Here is a 16,644-nt window from a genome sequence, read left to right as displayed (position 1 = left end):
GTCCGCCCACCACCAGGGGCGGAACAGGACCAGGGAGCGGGACATGCGCAGACTGCGCGGGTCGGCCGGCATCGGCATCCTCACGGCGACCGCGGTCACCGCGACCGTGTTCGTCGCACCGCCGGCGTACGCGGATCCGGTGGACGACTACGCCGAGGACGTCGCCGCCTGGGCGCTCGGGTTCGCCGAGCAGGAGGCGTGGACGACGCCGCTGCCCGTGGTGGACGTGACACCCGCCGACGTGCTGGCGGCCGCGGACACCGCTCTCGGCAACGACCTGACCGCGCTGGGCGACGGGCGCTACCGGCTCGAGGCGACCCAGGACGTCAGCGCAGCGTTCTCCCTCGAACCCGGCTTCCCGCTGTCCTCGGGTCCGGGCGAGGTCACGGCGGCGGTGAGCGTCGGCCTCGAGTTCACGCTGGGCTCCGAGGAGATCGGCGGGTCGGACGAGTTCTTCGTCGTCGCCGACGGCGCCGACGCCCCCGAGCTCTTCGCCTCGGTCGACCTCGACGGGTTCGACGGCGCGATCAGCACCTCCGTCGGCCTGGTCGGCGGGGAGATCACCAGCGACGACGTCGAGCTGCACGCCACCTACACCGGCACCCTGGACGACCCCGACGGCGACGGGCGCCTCGCGTTCGCCGGGACCGACGGCACGCCCGGCGACGGCGAGCTGTCCGTGGACGGCTCGGCCGTGGGCCTGAGCACCGTGGAGCTGACCTCCTCCTCGGCGAGCGGCAACCTCAGCGTCACCACGGAGGACGGTTACGTCCCCGCGGTCACGGGCGGCATCGCGTTCTCCTGGACCGACCTGAGCGACGCCGCGACGCTGTCGGTGACGCCGGACGCCGACTTCGACGCCCTCGGCGACTTCCTCAACATGTCCCAGCGCGACGTGGCCGAGGGTCTCGTGCTGCTGAAGTCCACCGTCGTGGCCATGCAGCGCACGCCCGCCAACCTCGACCTGCCGTTCATGCGCGGCACCGTCGCGGACGCCGTGCACCTGGCGGAGAACCTCACCACGTTCCTCGTCGACCAGATCCCGCAGGAGGGCGAGGACGCGGGCATCCCGTCCTGGACCAGCCTCGAGGACCTGTTCGCGGCGATCAACGCCTCCGGCACCGGCCTCGGCGTCGTCGTGGCCGAGTACGACGCCACGAACCACCGGCTGCCCTTCACCCTGACGGTCGGCCGGAGCGACGAGAGCCCCGGCGACCTGTTCGTCCCCACCCCGGGGGCGGAGGACGCCGGCGTCCAGACCGGTCTGGTCGAGCTCGGCGACCTGCTCACCGCGCCCGGTGGACAGCAGGTCACCGGCGCGAACGAGCCGGAGCCCGGTGACGGGGAGACCCCGACGGCGCAGACCACGCGCGACTACTCCCTCGAGATCGAGCTCGCCCTCGACCTGCAGGACCCGGTGGTCTTCGACGAGCCGCAGCCCCAGACGGGACCCGACGGCGAGGTCGTGGCCTACTACGACGAGGCGCCCATCGGCATCGACCGGATGCTGTTCCGCTCGGCCAGCGGGTCGGCGAGCTTCCCGATCACCGCCGACTTCACCACCGCCGGGAAGATCGGCTTCGTCGGTGTGGAGGTGGACGGCAGCCTCGCCGTCGGCCCCGAGACGGCCGGCGACCCGATGCTGACCCTGGCCCTGGGCGGCAGCGAGTACCGCACGCTGGGCGCGGCGATGGAGGAGATCACCGCCGAGCCCTCCGGTGTGACCGCCGACGTCGACCTGCACGTCACCGGCACCGGCACGGTCGACGTCCCGCTCGAGGGCCGCGCCTTCAGCTCCGACGGGGGCGCCGCGACGTTCTCCGTCGACTGCGACGTGACGGACATCCCGGACTCCTGCGACCCGACCATCGAGTCCGGGCTGACCGACCTCCTCGCCCTCGACGTCGACACCGACGACCCGCTGGCGATGCTCGGCCGCCTGCTGAGCGTGCTGACACTGTTCGACGCCGGGCTGCGCTCCACCGACCTGCTCGGCGACACCGCCGACGTCTCGCTGCCGCTGGTCGACGCCAGCATCGGGGACGTGCTCACCGGCGCCGCCGACGGGCTGGCCACCGCCACGGAGCTCTCCACCGTGCTCGAGGAGGTCGCCACGACCCCGCCGGAGAACTTCCAGGACCTGCTGGCCCTGCTGGAGGACGCCATCGGCGCCGACCTGCCGGTGGAGCTCACCGAGGTCGACGGCACCCCGACGCTCGTGCTCGACGTCGCGGTCGCGCGGTCCTACGACACGTCCGCGCCGCTCGCCTTCGACCTCGGCGACGTTCCGCTCGTCAGCGCGAACGCCGACGCCGAGGTCGCCCTGGCCGCCTCGGTCGAGGCCGGCGCGGGGCTCGCCGTGTCGCTCGGGTCGCCCTTCGAGGACGCGGGGGACGCGGCGACGCTGCGGGTCGTCGACCCGTCCGTCGAGGCCTCGGCCACCGGCAGCGTGGACGGGCAGTTCGCCGTCTCGGTGGCGGGTCTGTCCGCCCAGCTCGGCGACGGCGGCACCCTCGGAGCCGTCGGGCTCACCGGGTCCTACAGCGCCTCGGGCGCCGTCGGGCTGGGCGACCTGCTCGGCGGGGACCTGGCCCTGACCGGGACCGACGAGTGCTCCGGCGGGCCGCGGCTGCTCTGCGTCGAGGCGCCGGTCTCCGTCGTCGGCACCTCGCTGGGCACGCTGTCGGTCGCGCAGGAGCTGCCCGGCGACGGCACGCTCAGCAGCGGGGAGAGCCTGCCGGCGCCCGACGTCACGCTGCCGGACCTGTCCGACCTGCAGGCGCTGCTCTACGACACCGAGCTCGACCTGCTGGCGCTGCCCGAGTCCCTGCTGACCTACCTCGGGATCGTCACCGAGGCGCTGCAGACCCTTTCCGGCGGCGGGAACTTCCCCCTCGTCGGGCAGCAGCTGGCCGAGGCCGCGGACACCCTCGAGTCGGCGCGGTCCGAGATCGAGCAGCTCGTCGAGGACACCGACACCGCGCTCGAGACCGGGTACGCCGACGCCACGTCGACCCTGGAGTCCGCTCCCGGGGTGACGCTGACCGAGTACTGCGGCCTGCTGGAGCCCGCCACGGGGCTGTCGGTCACCGCCGTCGACGCCCCCGACCCGGCCGACACGACCTACACGTACGCGATCGTGGCCCACAACGACACGGGCGCCCCGACCGGCTGGTCCGGGACGGACGCCGTCGACAACGACGCCACCCTCGCCACCGACGGGCCGCGCAACGAGCTGACGTGGACCGAGAACCCGCGCGCGAGCGGCTACTACGTGGTGCGCAGCACCGACGACGGCACGACCTGGGAGCAGATCGCCGACGAGGCCGGGACGAGCTACGTCGACGACGGTTCCGGGACCGCCTCGGCCGCCCCCGACGACCCGGCCGAGGCCGACTACCCGCAGGCCGACTGCAGCGCCAACGTGCGCGCCATCGACACGATCGTCATGGAGTGGGCCTACGACCCGGGAGCGGACGGCGACCCGAGCGCCCCGGAGTTCTCCGAGACCGTCCCGCTCGACCTCGGCATCCCCGGCCTGGCGCTGCGCGCGAGCGCGGCCGACGGCGCCGGCGGCGTCGGCGTGAGCCTCGACTACGGGTTCCGGGTCCGGCTGGCGCTGGACAAGGAAGCCGGCGTCATGTTGCTCACGGACAACGGGGACGACGACGTGCCCGAGGGGTACGCGGTCGCCGGCGCCCGGTTGACCGACGCCGGGGAGGGCAACCCCGACCTGCAGGCCGAGCTGGCCGTGCTCCAGGTCGAGGCGAAGAAGAAGGACGCCGGGTCCGACGAGCTGCAGGCCGAGCTGAGCATCGACCTCACGGGGACGCCCGACGCCGTCACCATCGCGGACGAGCCGTTCGAGGCCGTCTCGGTGGGTGACCTGATCGGGTCGCCGCGCGACCACGTCGTGCTCGGAGCGTCCTTCGACATCGACGTCTTCTGGGGGCTGACGGCAGCCCCCGAGATGGACGGGCAGACCCTGCCGGGCGTCGCCACGGACTTCTGCCTGCGCTGGTCGGTGGGCTGGTCCAGCGGTGAGGGCGGGGACTCGGGCTCCGAGTGCGAGGCGCCGGACGACGCCGGCACCTACGCCCCGACGTTCGGCAACGCCTCCAACGGGGTGGTCGGCACGCCGTCGATCGCCTTCACCGACATCGGGCTCGACCTCGGCGACTTCCTGTCCGAGCAGATCGCGCCCGCCATCGACACCATCAACCAGGCCATCGACCCGCTGCGGCCGATCATCGACACCCTCTACGCGCCGATCCCGGTGCTGACCGACCTGTCGCAGGCGGCCGGCGGACCGGAGATCTCCCTGGTGACGCTCGCCGAGCTGTACAGCACCCTCGCGGGCGGCACCGACGTCACGGCCGTGAAGACGATCCTGCAGATCGTCGAGACCGCCAAGACGGTCGACGACCTCGTCGACACGATCGCGGCGGACCCCGGCGAGGTGATCCTGCCGATCGGTGACCTGACGCTGGACGGTGCCGTGGCCAAGACGACCGCCGCGACCCCGGACACGATCGCCTCGATCAAGGAGACGTACACCGCGGGAGCGGCCCCGACCGGGACGGCCGCGACCGTCGTGAGCCAGCTCGGCCCGGCCAACATCACCACCCAGGGCTTCGACTCGAAGCGCTACGGGTTCACCTTCACGTTCCTCGAGCAGCCCGAGCAGGTCGCCAACCTGCTCGTCGGCGGCGACGTGGAGATCGTGCGGTTCGACTCCGGGCCGCTGAAGCTCGGCTTCTCCATGAAGCAGTCCTTCGGCCCGGTGTACGCCCCGCCGCCGGTGCTCATCACGCTCTCCGGGTCCGCGGGCGTCGAGGCGCGCGTCATCGCCGGCCTGGACACCTACGGCCTGCGCAAGGCCGTCGAGGCGTGGCGCGACGGCACCTCGGTCGGTGCCCTCGACGCCCTCGACTCGCTGTACTTCGCCACCACCGACCTGGACGGCAAGCCCGTACCGGTGCTGACGTTCTACGGCGAACTCGCGGCCGGCGTCGCGGTCTCCCTGGTGGTGATCGAGGTCAGTCTCACCGGCGGCGTCGGACTCACGGTGTCGTTCTTCTGGAACGACCCGAACGACGACGGCAAGTTCCGCCTGTCCGAGATCGGTGAGCAGGTCAAGCGCAGTCCGATCTGCCTGTTCACCATGAGCGGGCGCGTGTACCTGTTCCTGCGGCTCGGCGTCACGCTCGGGGTCAGCATCTTCTCGGTGACCTTCACCCAGACGATCGCGGACATCACCCTGCTCGACTTCTCCGCCGAGCCCGACTGCGAGCCGCCACCGCCCACGCTCGGGGCCGTCGACGAGGTCGACGGCACGGACTATCTGGTGGTCTACGCGGGCAAGGCCGGCGTGGGCGGCAAGCGCGGCGACGCCGTGTGGGATGCCCACGGCGACCCCGAGGACGACGCCGAGGTGTTCACCGTCATCGAGCGCCACGACTACTCCGCGGGCACCGAGCCCGAGGGCGGCTGGCCGGTGGTCGGCTACACCGTCCAGTGGCTCGGGTTCACCGACAGCTTCGACGGCCCCGTCGACCGGGTGCTGGTCGACGGCCAGGGCACGAGCACACCCCTGGAGGTGTCGTTCGTCGGCGACAGCGAGGCGCCGCCGGCCGACGGCGCACCGGGCGACACCGGGGGCGAGCTCGCCGCCGGGTTCCGCACCGGCGTCGTCGTGCGCGGTTCCGAGGCCGCCGACGTGATCCGCACCGACGTCGGCCCGGCCTGGGTCGACGCCCGCGGCGGCGACGACAAGGTCACGACCGCCAACCCGGACGGGGTCACCGTGCGGATCTCCGGCGGGGCCGACGACGACACCGTCGGTACCGCGCAGGGCCGCGCCTTCGTCGCCGGCGACACGACGCTGGACCCGACGGTCGAGACCGTCGACGGTCTCGACATCGCGGTCGCGCTCGGCGACCCCGGCGAGCAGAACGGGGGCGGCGACGACACGATCAACGTCGGCCTGCAGCGCAACGTGGTGTGGGGCAACGGCGGCGACGACGTCATCGGCGTCGTCGGCGAGCAGGGGAACGACCGGGGCGGGGCCACGAACTTCGTCGCCGGCGGTCACGGTGCCGACCGCATCACCGCCGGGCCCGGCGACGACGTCGTCTTCACCGGCAAGCGCGCCGACCTGCCGACCGGCCCGGACGCCGACATCACGATCCAGGGCGAGGCGTACACGCCGGGCAGCGCGCTGAGTGCCGCCCAGCTCGGGGCGCTCGCGGACGGCGACGGGCGTCCCGACAGCGTGGACGACCCGGCGCAGGCGAACAACGTCGACACCGGCTCGGGCAACGACCTGGTCATCGGATCGACGGTGCGCGACGTCGTGCAGGCCGGGTCGCTGGGCAGCCCGCCGGTGCAGCGTGCGTACCTGTTCGGCGGCGCGGACGAGGACATCCTGTCCGGCGGGTTCGGCGGGGACTACGTGTTCGGCGGGCCGGACGACGACTACGTGCTCGCCGAGCCGCACGAGATCGCGTTCGGCACCGGCGATGACGGGTTCGGCCCGGACCACGACGTCACCCGCCTCCCGCTGCCGGAGGACGCCGTGCCGCAGGAGGACGTGCTGGTCGGCGGCGCCGACCGCGACCACGTCGTCGGCGGCGACGGCGGTGCCCAGGCCTGGGGCGACGCCTACCGGCCGCAGGAGCTGTGCGTCGCCGGTGACCCGGTGGCCAGCGACTCCGACATGCCCGGAGCCGACGAGCCCGGTGCGCCGAACGCGGCGGACGACGACGACCTGATCATCGGTGGCATCGGTGTCGACGTGGTGCGCGCCGGCGGCGGGGCCGACCGGCTCGAGCTGCGGGACGCGGACGACCGCGGCTGCGGTCAGTCCGGGACCGACACGGTGTTCGCCGGTGCGGGAGCGGACCAGGTCTGGGGCGGCAGCGCCCGCGACGTCATCCACGGTGAGGGCGGCCCGGACCTGCTGTACGGCAACGCGGGACCGGACGTGCTCTACGGGCAGGGCGACGCCGACGTCGCCGAGGGCAACGCCGGGTCCGACGTCGTGACCGGCGGCGTCGCGGACGACATGCTGATCGGCGGTACGCGGGCCGCGGGACGCGCCGACACCGACGACCGCGTGTTCGGCGACGCCGGGGCCGACGTCCTGGCCGGGGACAACATGACGATCGCACCCACGGCGCCGGGCGCGGACGGCGCCCCGGCGCTGGCGGGCCGCGACACGGCCGACCGCGTCCTGGTCGAGCACGAGACCGGCGCCTCGCCGCCGGCCGGCACGTCCGGACCCGACCGGCTCTACGGCGGGGCCGACGACGACGCGCTGTTCGGCCAGGGCGACGCCGACGAGCTCTGGGCGGGCGCGGACGACGACCTCGCGGTCGGCGGACGCGGCGAGGACACGGTCCTCGGCCAGTCCGGGCGCGACGACCTCGTGGGCGGCAGCGTGACCCCGCTCGGCTCCGGGGTGCCCGGCGGTGTCGGTACCGACGGCCAGCCCGACGACGGCGACACGATCCGCGGTGGGTCCGACGGCGACGTGGCGCTCGGCGACAACGGGGTGATCACCGTGGCCGGCGCCGGGGCGACGACCCCGCTGCTGCTCGGTCGCGAGCGGGGGACGATCGACCCGCGCACGATCCGGCTGCTCGACCTGGGCGTCGCCGCGGACGGCGACGACGCGGGCGATGACTGGCTGCGCGGCGACGGCGGCGAGGACGTGCTCCTCGGCCAGGCCGACCCCGACCGCCTCGACGGCGGGGGAGCGGACGACGCCGTCGAGGGCGGCCCGGGTGTCGACTGGGTCGAGGGCGGTCCCGGCGACGACGACCTCGTCGGTGGCTCGACCACCCCGGCGGCCGATCCGGCCTCCGACGAGCCCGGCACCGGGACGGAGGCGTCCACCGGGCAGGGCGACGTCGGCGACCTGCTGTTCGGCGAGTCCGGCGACGACGCGATCATCGGCGACGACGGGACGATCCTGCGCGGGGCCGGTGCGACGACGTCGGTGCTCGAGCGGTCGTCGACCGACGGGTCCCTGGTCCGGCAGCGTGCGGTGATCCTGTACGACCTGGCGTCGCCGCAGGGCGGGGCGGACCTCGTCTCCGGCGGGGACGGCGTCGACATGGCCTGGGGCCAGGACGGCGGGGACGCCCTCAGCGGCGGGCCGGACGACGACTACGTCGAGGGCAACGGCGCCGCGGACGTCGTCCGCGGGGACGCACCCGTGGTGGAGATCGTCGCCGACGAGGCCGCGGCGCTCGGCCACGGCGTGCCGGTGCCGTCCGGGCTCTGGCGGGGCTGGTCGACGGTGGAGGCCGAGACGGGGCCGGACGGTCAGGACGACCTGATCGGCGGTTCGGCGATCGCGGGTCACCGCGACGCGGGCGACGTGGTCTCCGGCAACGGGGAGCACGACGTCGTCCTCGGCGACAACGGCACGCTCCTGCGCGACCCGGTGGAGGCCGGTCCGGCCGGGGTCTGGGCGGACCGGGTCGAGCCGGACCGCTACCCGGCCGACCCGTCCGACCCCGCCTACCCCGACCGTCTGTTCGCGGTGCGTCTGCACGACCCGGACGCGCTGCCGGCCGGGCACGACGGCGTCACGCGCTTCTGCACCGAGGACCAGGACACCTGCGAACCGGTCGGGGCGTTCGGTGACGACACCATCGACGGCGACGCCGGGGACGACCGGCTGTGGAGCCAGGACGGTGACGACACCGTGCACGGCGACGCGGGGCACGACGACGTGGTCGGCGGGCTCGGCGGCGACGAGCTGTTCGGCGACGCCGGCCAGGACACCGTCCTCGGTGACCGGGGCGGCATCGTCGGCCAGTGGATCGACGCCGAGGACGAGGGCACGTTCACCGTCTCGGTCAAGGGTGTGCCGGACGAGTCGTACACCGGGCTGCGGCCGGGGACGTTCGACCGTCGCGTCGACCTGTTCTCCGACGTCGAGGACCGCACCTGGGTGGACACCGCCGAGGAACCGATGCCGCACCCGGGCGAGACGGTCGGCGGTGACGACCGGATGCGTGGTGGTGACGACCGCGACGTCGTGTTCGGAGGCGCCGGCGACGACCTCGCCAACGGTGACAACGGCGGCGACTCCGTATTCGGCGGGGCCGGGTCCGACGTCCTGTGGGGTGGCCGCGGCCTGGCCGACGGCTCGCCCGACCGCGGTGACGAGGACCAGCACGTCGACCTCGTCTTCGGCGGCGAGTCGGTGCCCGGGTCCGGGACGGACTCGGTCGTGGGCGCGGACGTCCTCGACTGGAACCCGCGCGGATCGACCGACACCCCAGGGGTGACCTGCACGCTCGCGGACACCCCGCAGGGCACGCTCGGCGAGGTCGTGGACCCGTGCGCCTGGTTCGCGACGACGGACACCGACGACGCCGACCCGTCGAACGACCAGCACCACCACGGCACCGACTGGATCTACGGCGGGCGGGACCGTGACGTGATGCAGGGCAACGAGTCGGCCAACGGTCCGAGCGACCAGGACGACCGCCTCATCGACTGGAATGGCGCGTTCAACCTGTACTCGCACTGCAACGCGGCGTACGGCGGGTGGAACGACATCCGCCAGCACAGCCCGTCGATGAAGGACTTCCTGCGGGGGGTCGCCTACGGGGCCGGCGCCGGTCGCGGGCCGGACGACGTCGACGTCGAGGGCACCTCGGCCTACCTGGAGGTGGCGATCGTCGAGCCGGGCGAGAAGGAGCACGGGTCGGGCAGCGCGTTCCCGACGACGCCCGGGCACTTCGACTCGCCGGCCGCCTGCGCCGAGCCGTGAGTCGTGCCGTCGCGGGAGTCGGCGCGGGCCGGTCGGTCCGGTCCGCGCCGACTCGCGTGACGTCGGCGGGCGGTCAGGCGCCGCCGGGCATGGAGCCCTCGGCCGGGGGCTGGCCCCCACCGGGTCGGCCCCCGTCCCCGGGCATCTCGCGGTCACCGGGCGCGCCGCCCCCGCCCGGGCCCATCGTCGTGGCGATCGACTCCACGGCGGTCGCCGTGCCGACGTCGGTGCCGTCGACCTGCACGGTGTAGCTCTGTCCGGCGACGATCCCGTCGGCGGTGAGGTGGAGGGAGGACAGCGACTGCCCGGCCACGACCGAGGCGACCTCCTGGCCGTCGGCGTCGAGCACGGTGATCGTCGACCCGGCGTCGGCCGAGCCGTCCAGCGTGAGCCAGCCGTTCGCGCTCGTCACCGTGCCGTTGGCGTCGACGGGGCCCTCGCCGCCGTTCGCCGCCGCGGCGATGACGATCTCGCCACCGGTCACGTCGATGACCCCGTTCGAGTCGAGGCCGTCACCGTCGGCTGCCACCGTCACGGACCCGCCGGTGACCGTCAGGGAGGCGCCTTCCTGGACGGCCTCGCCGCCCCCGCCCCCGCCGGGGCCGGCCATCTCGGTCGACTCCTCGGTCGACGCGGCGTCCTCGGTGTCCTCGTCGGCCTCCTTGACCGTCGCGTTGAGCCCGTCGTCGGACGAGGCGACGTCGACGGTGCCGCCCGAGATCGTGATGACGGCGGCCTCGACGCCCTCTTCGGACTCGGTGACGCTCAGCGTCCCGCCGGCGACCGCGACGTCGGTGAAGCCCTGCACGCCGTCGGAGCCGGCCGCGACGGTCACCTCGCCGTCCAGCAGGGCGACGTACCCGGCGGTGGCGTCCGAGTCCTCGTCGGACTTCAGGCCGTCGCCGCCGGCGGTGACGTCGATCGTGCCCCCGGTGACGACCAGGTAGTCCTTGCCGCGGATCGCGTCGTCGACCGCGTCGACCGTGATGTCGCCCGCGGTGATCGCCAGCCCGTCCTTGCCGGTGATGCCGTCGTTGCTGTTTCCGACGACCTCGAGGGAGCCGGCACCGGAGATCGCCAGGTCGGCGGTCGAGTACAGGGCGGCGTTGGCCGCGTTGTCGGCCTCCGTCTCCTCGTAGTCCGCCGAGTCCTCGAGTCGGTTCGTCGAGCCGTCGGCCAGCACCACCGACACCTGGTCGGTGTCCTGGACGTCGATCGCCGCACCCGTGGAGGACAAGACGTCCGCGCCGTCGAGCACGAGCCGCACCACGCCGTCGTCCTCGGACTCGACGACGACCTGGCCGGCGAGCACACCGGAGAGCCGATAGGTCCCCGGCCGGGTGATGGTGACCGTGTCACCGTCCACCTCGACCCCGTCGGCGGCGCTCGGCGAGGACAGATCGATCGCGACCTCGTCGGTGGAGACCCAGGAGCCGTCGGCCAGGGCCACGGTCTCCGAGGCGTCGAGGTTCTCGGCGAGCACCTCCGCGGCCGTCAGGCCGGCGGAGGAGGCGGTGAGGACCGTGGCGTCGTCGGAGGAGGTCGAGTCCTCGGTGGTGGTCGAGCTCTCGGAGGTCGTCGCTGCGGCGGACTCCTCGGAGGTGGTGCCGCAGGCGCCGAGCGCGCCGACGGCCAGCGCCGCGGCGGCAGCTCCTCCCAGGGCCTTCGACCAGGTCGAACGGGTCCGGCGGGGCAGGGTTGTCGGGTTCATGAGAGTCCTCTCGGGTGGTGGGTCTCAGGCGGCCAGGCGCTCGCGGCGCAGGCGTCGCCAGGGATGGTCGGGCAGGTCGGGGCGCAGGACGGCGAGTCCCGTCGCGTACTTGGAGAGGCGGTCGGGGCGGTGGCCCGATCGCCACAGGAGGCGGTCGACGGACGACGGCGCGGTGCCGGCCTTGGTCTCGACGACGACCAGGTCGCCGACGTCGGCGCGGTCCCGGGCGCCGTCGTGCCCGCCGGCGTCGGGCGCGAGGTGCCACCACGTCAGGGCGGTGTCGAGCGTGACGCGGGCGTCCGGTGTCAGCAGGGTGGTGCGCCGGTAGCGCGAGCGCAGGACCGGTGCCAGCCCGGACGACGGCGGGGCGGCCAGCCGGGCGGCCGCCAACCGGTCGTCGACGAATTCGACGGCGTCGTCGTCGAGGGTGCACGCCGCGGGGTCGGCGGGGCACCGCTCCTTGACGGTGACGCCGCGCGCGGCGCGGGTCTTGACCTCGAGGAACGTCCCGCCGGTGTCGACGTAGGTGCGGGTGCGGACCTTGAACCGCCGCCGCCGACGGCGCGCGGCCTGGTGGAACGTCACGAGGTCGGGGGTGTCGAAGTAGGTCGAGGAGTAGGTGAAGGTGCGGGCGCCGCCGATCTCCAGCACCCGGGTGGCCGGGTCGAGCGCAGCCAGGAGGCCGCGGGTCTCGTCGGCGGTGAGCACGTACTTGCGGTCCACCCGGGTCTGCAGCGCGGCCTCGGCGTTCAGCTCGTCGAGGGTGATCGGCGCCAGGTGCTCCACGGCGCTCATCGGGTCGTCTCCAGGGCGCGGGGCGGCTCGGCCGCGGCCGGTGCCGCCGTCGGGCGTACCGCCGTCGTGCCCGGGCCGACCCGGTAGCGGACGTCGACGACGGTCGTGTCGTTGGCCAGGTCGAGCTTGAGGACCGATGCTCCGTGGATCCGGGCGCCAAGGAGCTGTTCGAGGTGCTCCACGAGGGTGTCGTGGTCCGGCAGGGCCCGGTCGACGACGATCTGGGCGGTGCGGTGCCGGGCGAAGAGCCGAGGGTGGTCCGCGACGGCCATGACCAGGACGACCAGGCCCATGCCGGCCACCGCCAGCCACCCGACCGAGGATCCCAGTCCGCCGAGCAGTCCGAGGGCGAGGGCGGCGAAGTAGTAGGCGACCTCGTGCTGGGACAGCTCGCGGGACCGCAGCCGGATGATCGACAGCACGCCGAAGAGGCCCAGCCCGAGGCCGGCGCCGACGCTGCTCTGCGCGAGGACCGTCGCCACGGCCAGCACACCGACGTTCACCCCCAGGTAGGCCACGACGAGGTCGCGACGGCGGTGCCGGGGGAAGTAGAGGGCGAAGACGAGGATCGTGACGGCGAGGGCGTCGATCGCGTAGAGCAGGGCGGGTGTCATGGTGCTCCCGGGACGGGGACCGCAGGGTCCGTGGGTGGGTAGGTGACCTAGTGGACACTTCCGAGCCGATGTAGCCCTGTGACCTGCCTGCCGACTTCCTGGGAGTGCTGGGGATCCCCTGGGCGGCGGTGTCGCGTGCGTTGCCCGCGGTCGCCGGACTCCGACGTCGCACCTAGCGTGGCGAGAGGCCGCGCCCCGACCCGGGGCCCGGCCGCCCCGACCGACCAGGGAGGACCCCATGGCCGAGAACGCCTTTCCGCCGCAGCAGCAGGAGCCGCCGGGCTGGACCGCGCAGATGGACCCGGTCCCGGACCACGGCGAGGACTCCTACCGGGGCAGCGGCAAGCTCGCGGGCAAGTCGGCGCTCATCACCGGGGGCGACTCGGGGATCGGCCGAGCCGTGGCGATCGCGTTCGCCCGCGAGGGCGCCGACGTCGCGATCGGTTACCTGCCCGAGGAACAGGAGGACGCCGAGGAGACGGCGCGCTGGGTGCGCGGGACGGGTCGGACGGCGGTGCTGCTGCCTGGTGACCTGACCGACGAGGCCACGGCGCGGGCGCTGCCCGGCAAGGCCGCGTCGGAGCTGGGCGGTCTCGACGTGCTCGTCAACAACGCCGGCTTCCAGATGGCGCGGCGCGAGTCCTTCGAGGACGTCACGACCGACGAGATCGACCGGATCCTCAAGACCAACCTGTACGCGCTGATGTGGGTGACGCAGGCAGCCCTGGAGCACCTGAACGAGGGCGCCAGCATCATCAACAACTCCTCGATCCAGGCGTACCAGCCCTCGACGTCGCTGGTGGACTACGCCTCGACCAAGGCGGCGATCAACAACCTCACCGTGAACCTGGCCGCCGAGCTGGGGCCGCGCGGGGTGCGGGTCAACGCCGTGGCACCGGGTCCGATCTGGACGCCGCTGCAGCCCTCGACGCAGCCGGAGGGCAAGCTGGAGTCGTTCGGGCAGGACACCCCGCTGGGTCGCGCCGGGCAGCCGGCCGAGGTCGCCCCCGCGTTCGTTTTCCTGGCCTCCTCGACCGACGCGAGCTACGTCTCGGCCACGGTGCTGGGCGTCACGGGCGGCAAGCCGGTCTTCTGACCGGCGCCGGCCGGTGTCGGCGTGGGCGTCCACGGTGACGGACGTCGCACCCGGCCGGATTTCGTGGATGCGGCCCCGTTCGGTATCCTCGTATGGCCGGTTCGACCGGCGAAGGTAGCGTGTCCGAGCGGCCGAAGGTGCAGCACTCGAAATGCTGTGTGGTTCATAGCCACCGTGGGTTCAAATCCCACCGCTACCGCCCTCCGAAGGGCCTCTGACCAGGTGAGACACCGGTCCGGGGCCCTTCGTCGTTCCCTGGTTGACTCAAGGCGCGGCTCCGCCGAGCTGGCTGGTACGTCGAGCGGGCCCCGCGCTTCGCTCGCTGCGCGCACCCCGCCCGACATCGTCCCAAGGCGACGAAGGGCGCCCGGGGTCAGTTCCGGGGCAGCCCTCTGTGCGCGCTTGGCCTGATCGCTCAGTGCGACGTCAGCTCCTGCTTGCCGTGCTGCGGCGTGTCCCGTCGGACCGCAGCGATCAGCGCGGCAAGTTCCGGGACCACGTGAGGCTCGGCGTCGAGTGCGCTGTCGACCTGGTCGAGCTCGCGAGGGGTGAGCTGCAGGACGCGGTCACGTAGCAGGACCTCACGGGCGTGCTCCATAGCCGCCCCGAGCACAAATGCCGACACGTCCTGTTGCTGCGCCGCGGCGGCCTCACGGATGGTCGCGAGAGCATCGGGCGACAGGCGCATGTGCAGACGCTCTGACCGCGCGTTGGCGGTAGGCATGGTGCCTCCTCGTGGCTGGGGGTGTACCTACACGGTACGCACGTGGTGCGTACGGTTCAACTGGATTGCGCTGCAGCGAACGTCGCTCGCAGGTCCTTCGTCGTGAGGAACAGACTGAGCTCGTGGTCCAGAAACCGGCGAAAGCCGTGCTTGAGGTAGAAGCAGGCAGCGTCCTCGTGGAGCGCGTGCACGACGACGACCTCGAAGCCGACGTTGTCCGCCGCTGCTAGCAGCCGTTGGAGGGCGTCGACGAGCAGCAGCTTGCCGACGCCCTGACCCTTGTAGTCGTTGTCGACAGCGAGCCGCGCAAGGAGCATCGCCGGCACCGGGTAGCGACGCCTGAGTCCCATCGCTGACTCGCCATCGGCCGCTGACAGCTCGAAGGTGCGCATGGAGAAGTAGCCGGCGACGCGCTGGGCTTCCTCGTCGAGCAGCAGAGTGGTGCGGACGTTGTCCTTCTTCTCGCTCTGGCCGGCGTAGCGAGCGAGCCATTCGTTGAGCTCCGGTTCTCCGCAGTCGAACGGATGGAGCTTGATGGCTGCCGAGGTGAACGGCCGCGCGATGAGCATCGTCGTTGGTGCCTTTCCGATCGCCAGGACTCGAGCGGCCGCCACCCTACGGCGAGGCGGTGACAGGAAAGCGTGCAGGCGAGAGGTGGAGATGCGCCTGATCGCGTGCAAGCGCGATCTGCGGCGCAGCCCGAGGTGCCGCCTCAGCGGATCAGCGAACGCAGCTGCTGACGGACCCGTGCATAGGCCGCGACACCGTCCCGGTCGGGAGCGGGAACGCGCACGACCGGCGGGTGACCCATCGGTGGGGTCGCGAGGTCGCGGAGCGCGTCGTGATACGCGCGCTGTCGCTGGCGCCCGCCTGGTCCGAAGGCGACGGCTGCCTTCGACGCGAAGTACCTGTCCGACCGTGGCGCCCATCGGACGCAGAGGTCGCGGTACTGCTCGAGATCGAACCCCAGTGGTGCACCGGCGGGGTACAGGTCGAGCGTCGTCAAGCGATGCGAGGTGAAGTGCTGTGACTCGTCGATCTCGACGAACGTGCCCGTCGGCGCGTGCACGAAGTCGCCGGGCAGTGCCGTGAGTCGCTTCTCCGCTTGGGCGATGGGGTCTCCTGAGAGCGCCTCGAAGATCTCAGTCATGACGCGGCTCGCCGCGTCTGCTCTCGCCGGGAGTCCGAGATGGCCCCGTTGATTGAGCCAAGGCACTCGTGCCCGGCTGAGCATTACTCCGTCGTCGGCGGCCGCCGCAGCGAAGGCTTTCTCACAGTCTCCTACTGGCATGGGTTCGTCCCCTCACGACGTCGTGTTCGTCGTCATCACGACGAACGTAGAGACGTCACCAGCGCAGCGCAACGATGTGGCGACGTCCTGGTCGTGCTCAGCGTTCTGCCGATGTTGCTTCAGGCGCCTGGTGCGGAAGTCGCAGGTACAGAGCGAACGCGACGGCCGCCGGTGCGAGTCCGATGGCGGCCGCGACCGCGATGTTCGTCAGCACGGCGGGCCAGGGGGACCACGTCGATGGCGTGATCGCCATGAGCAGCAGGACATAGCCGGTCCCCAGGAGCCAGATCACGGTCGCGGACGAGAGGGCGGGACGTCGCCGCTCTGACCGTTCGACTCGGGCGACACGAGCTCGCAGCACGGCGTCCACGACGCCCGTCAGGATGCCGGCGACGGCACCGGGCATGGCGCTGAGCGCAGCGAGGTAGAACAAAGCTCCGAGTGCCATCGGCAGCGCGTCGAGCCTCGTCGGCAGATCGGTCAGGTCCTGGGTGACCGTCGTGATGACGATGAGCAGCGCATAGCCGACGGCGGGGCCGACGGCACCGGCGAGCGTCCAACCGAGCAGAGGTCTCACGTCGGGGTGCTCCTCGCCCGGCAGCCCGTCGTCCGTCGCGCCT

Annotated in this window: 9 protein-coding genes and 1 tRNA gene; 3 read left to right on the top strand and 7 right to left on the bottom strand. The window is 72.8% G+C overall.

From position 1 onward, the window contains the following. Positions 1-43: 43 nt before the first annotated feature. A complete protein-coding gene (locus tag V5O49_RS06330; RefSeq protein WP_332901494.1) occupies positions 44-9,793 on the top strand; it encodes a calcium-binding protein in 9,750 nt (3,249 codons plus the stop codon). A 73-nt stretch (positions 9,794-9,866) separates the two neighbouring features. Here the strand turns inward: V5O49_RS06330 and V5O49_RS06325 are convergent, their stop codons facing one another. From V5O49_RS06325 to V5O49_RS06315, 3 genes are read right to left on the bottom strand one after another with little or no spacing between them, the layout of a single operon-like run. Continuing rightward, entirely contained in the window at positions 9,867-11,504 is a 1,638-nt protein-coding gene (locus tag V5O49_RS06325; protein WP_332901493.1) for a carbohydrate-binding domain-containing protein, read from the bottom strand. A 24-nt stretch (positions 11,505-11,528) separates the two neighbouring features. Beyond that, on the bottom strand, positions 11,529-12,299 hold the full coding sequence (locus V5O49_RS06320; protein WP_332901492.1) for a polyphosphate polymerase domain-containing protein: 771 nt from the start codon (positions 12,297-12,299) through the stop codon (positions 11,529-11,531). After that, entirely contained in the window at positions 12,296-12,913 is a 618-nt protein-coding gene (locus V5O49_RS06315) for a DUF4956 domain-containing protein (RefSeq protein WP_332901491.1), read from the bottom strand. Before V5O49_RS06315 ends, V5O49_RS06320 begins: the two co-directional genes overlap by 4 nt. A 238-nt stretch (positions 12,914-13,151) precedes the next feature. On the opposite strand from V5O49_RS06315, the gene V5O49_RS06310 reads away from it, so the two are divergent. After that, positions 13,152-14,009 (top strand): SDR family oxidoreductase, encoded by an 858-nt coding sequence (locus V5O49_RS06310; RefSeq protein ID WP_332901490.1) that lies wholly within the window; start codon positions 13,152-13,154, stop codon positions 14,007-14,009. A gap of 113 nt (positions 14,010-14,122) precedes the next feature. Then, a tRNA-Ser gene (locus tag V5O49_RS06305) sits at positions 14,123-14,208 on the top strand. A gap of 216 nt (positions 14,209-14,424) precedes the next feature. On the opposite strand, the gene V5O49_RS06300 is transcribed toward V5O49_RS06305, so the two are convergent. From V5O49_RS06300 to V5O49_RS06285, 4 genes are all read right to left on the bottom strand, one after another. After that, positions 14,425-14,733, bottom strand: a complete 309-nt coding sequence (locus V5O49_RS06300) for a type II toxin-antitoxin system TacA family antitoxin (RefSeq protein ID WP_278235537.1) — start codon at positions 14,731-14,733, stop codon at positions 14,425-14,427. Positions 14,734-14,789: 56 nt separating this feature from the next. After that, positions 14,790-15,302, bottom strand: coding sequence for a GNAT family N-acetyltransferase (locus V5O49_RS06295; RefSeq protein WP_332901489.1), 513 nt, complete (start codon positions 15,300-15,302; stop codon positions 14,790-14,792). A gap of 143 nt (positions 15,303-15,445) precedes the next feature. Then, a complete protein-coding gene (locus V5O49_RS06290; RefSeq protein ID WP_332901488.1) occupies positions 15,446-15,883 on the bottom strand; it encodes a DUF7255 family protein in 438 nt (145 codons plus the stop codon). 238 nt (positions 15,884-16,121) lie between these two features. Continuing rightward, on the bottom strand, positions 16,122-16,601 hold the full coding sequence (locus tag V5O49_RS06285; RefSeq protein WP_332901487.1) for a hypothetical protein: 480 nt from the start codon (positions 16,599-16,601) through the stop codon (positions 16,122-16,124). Positions 16,602-16,644 lie beyond the last annotated feature (43 nt).

Source organism: Isoptericola haloaureus, from assembly GCF_036689775.1.
Lineage (GTDB): Bacteria > Actinomycetota > Actinomycetes > Actinomycetales > Cellulomonadaceae > Isoptericola > Isoptericola haloaureus.
The sequence above is the reverse complement of the archived record's forward strand: the minus strand, read 5'-3'. Positions and strand labels throughout refer to the sequence as shown.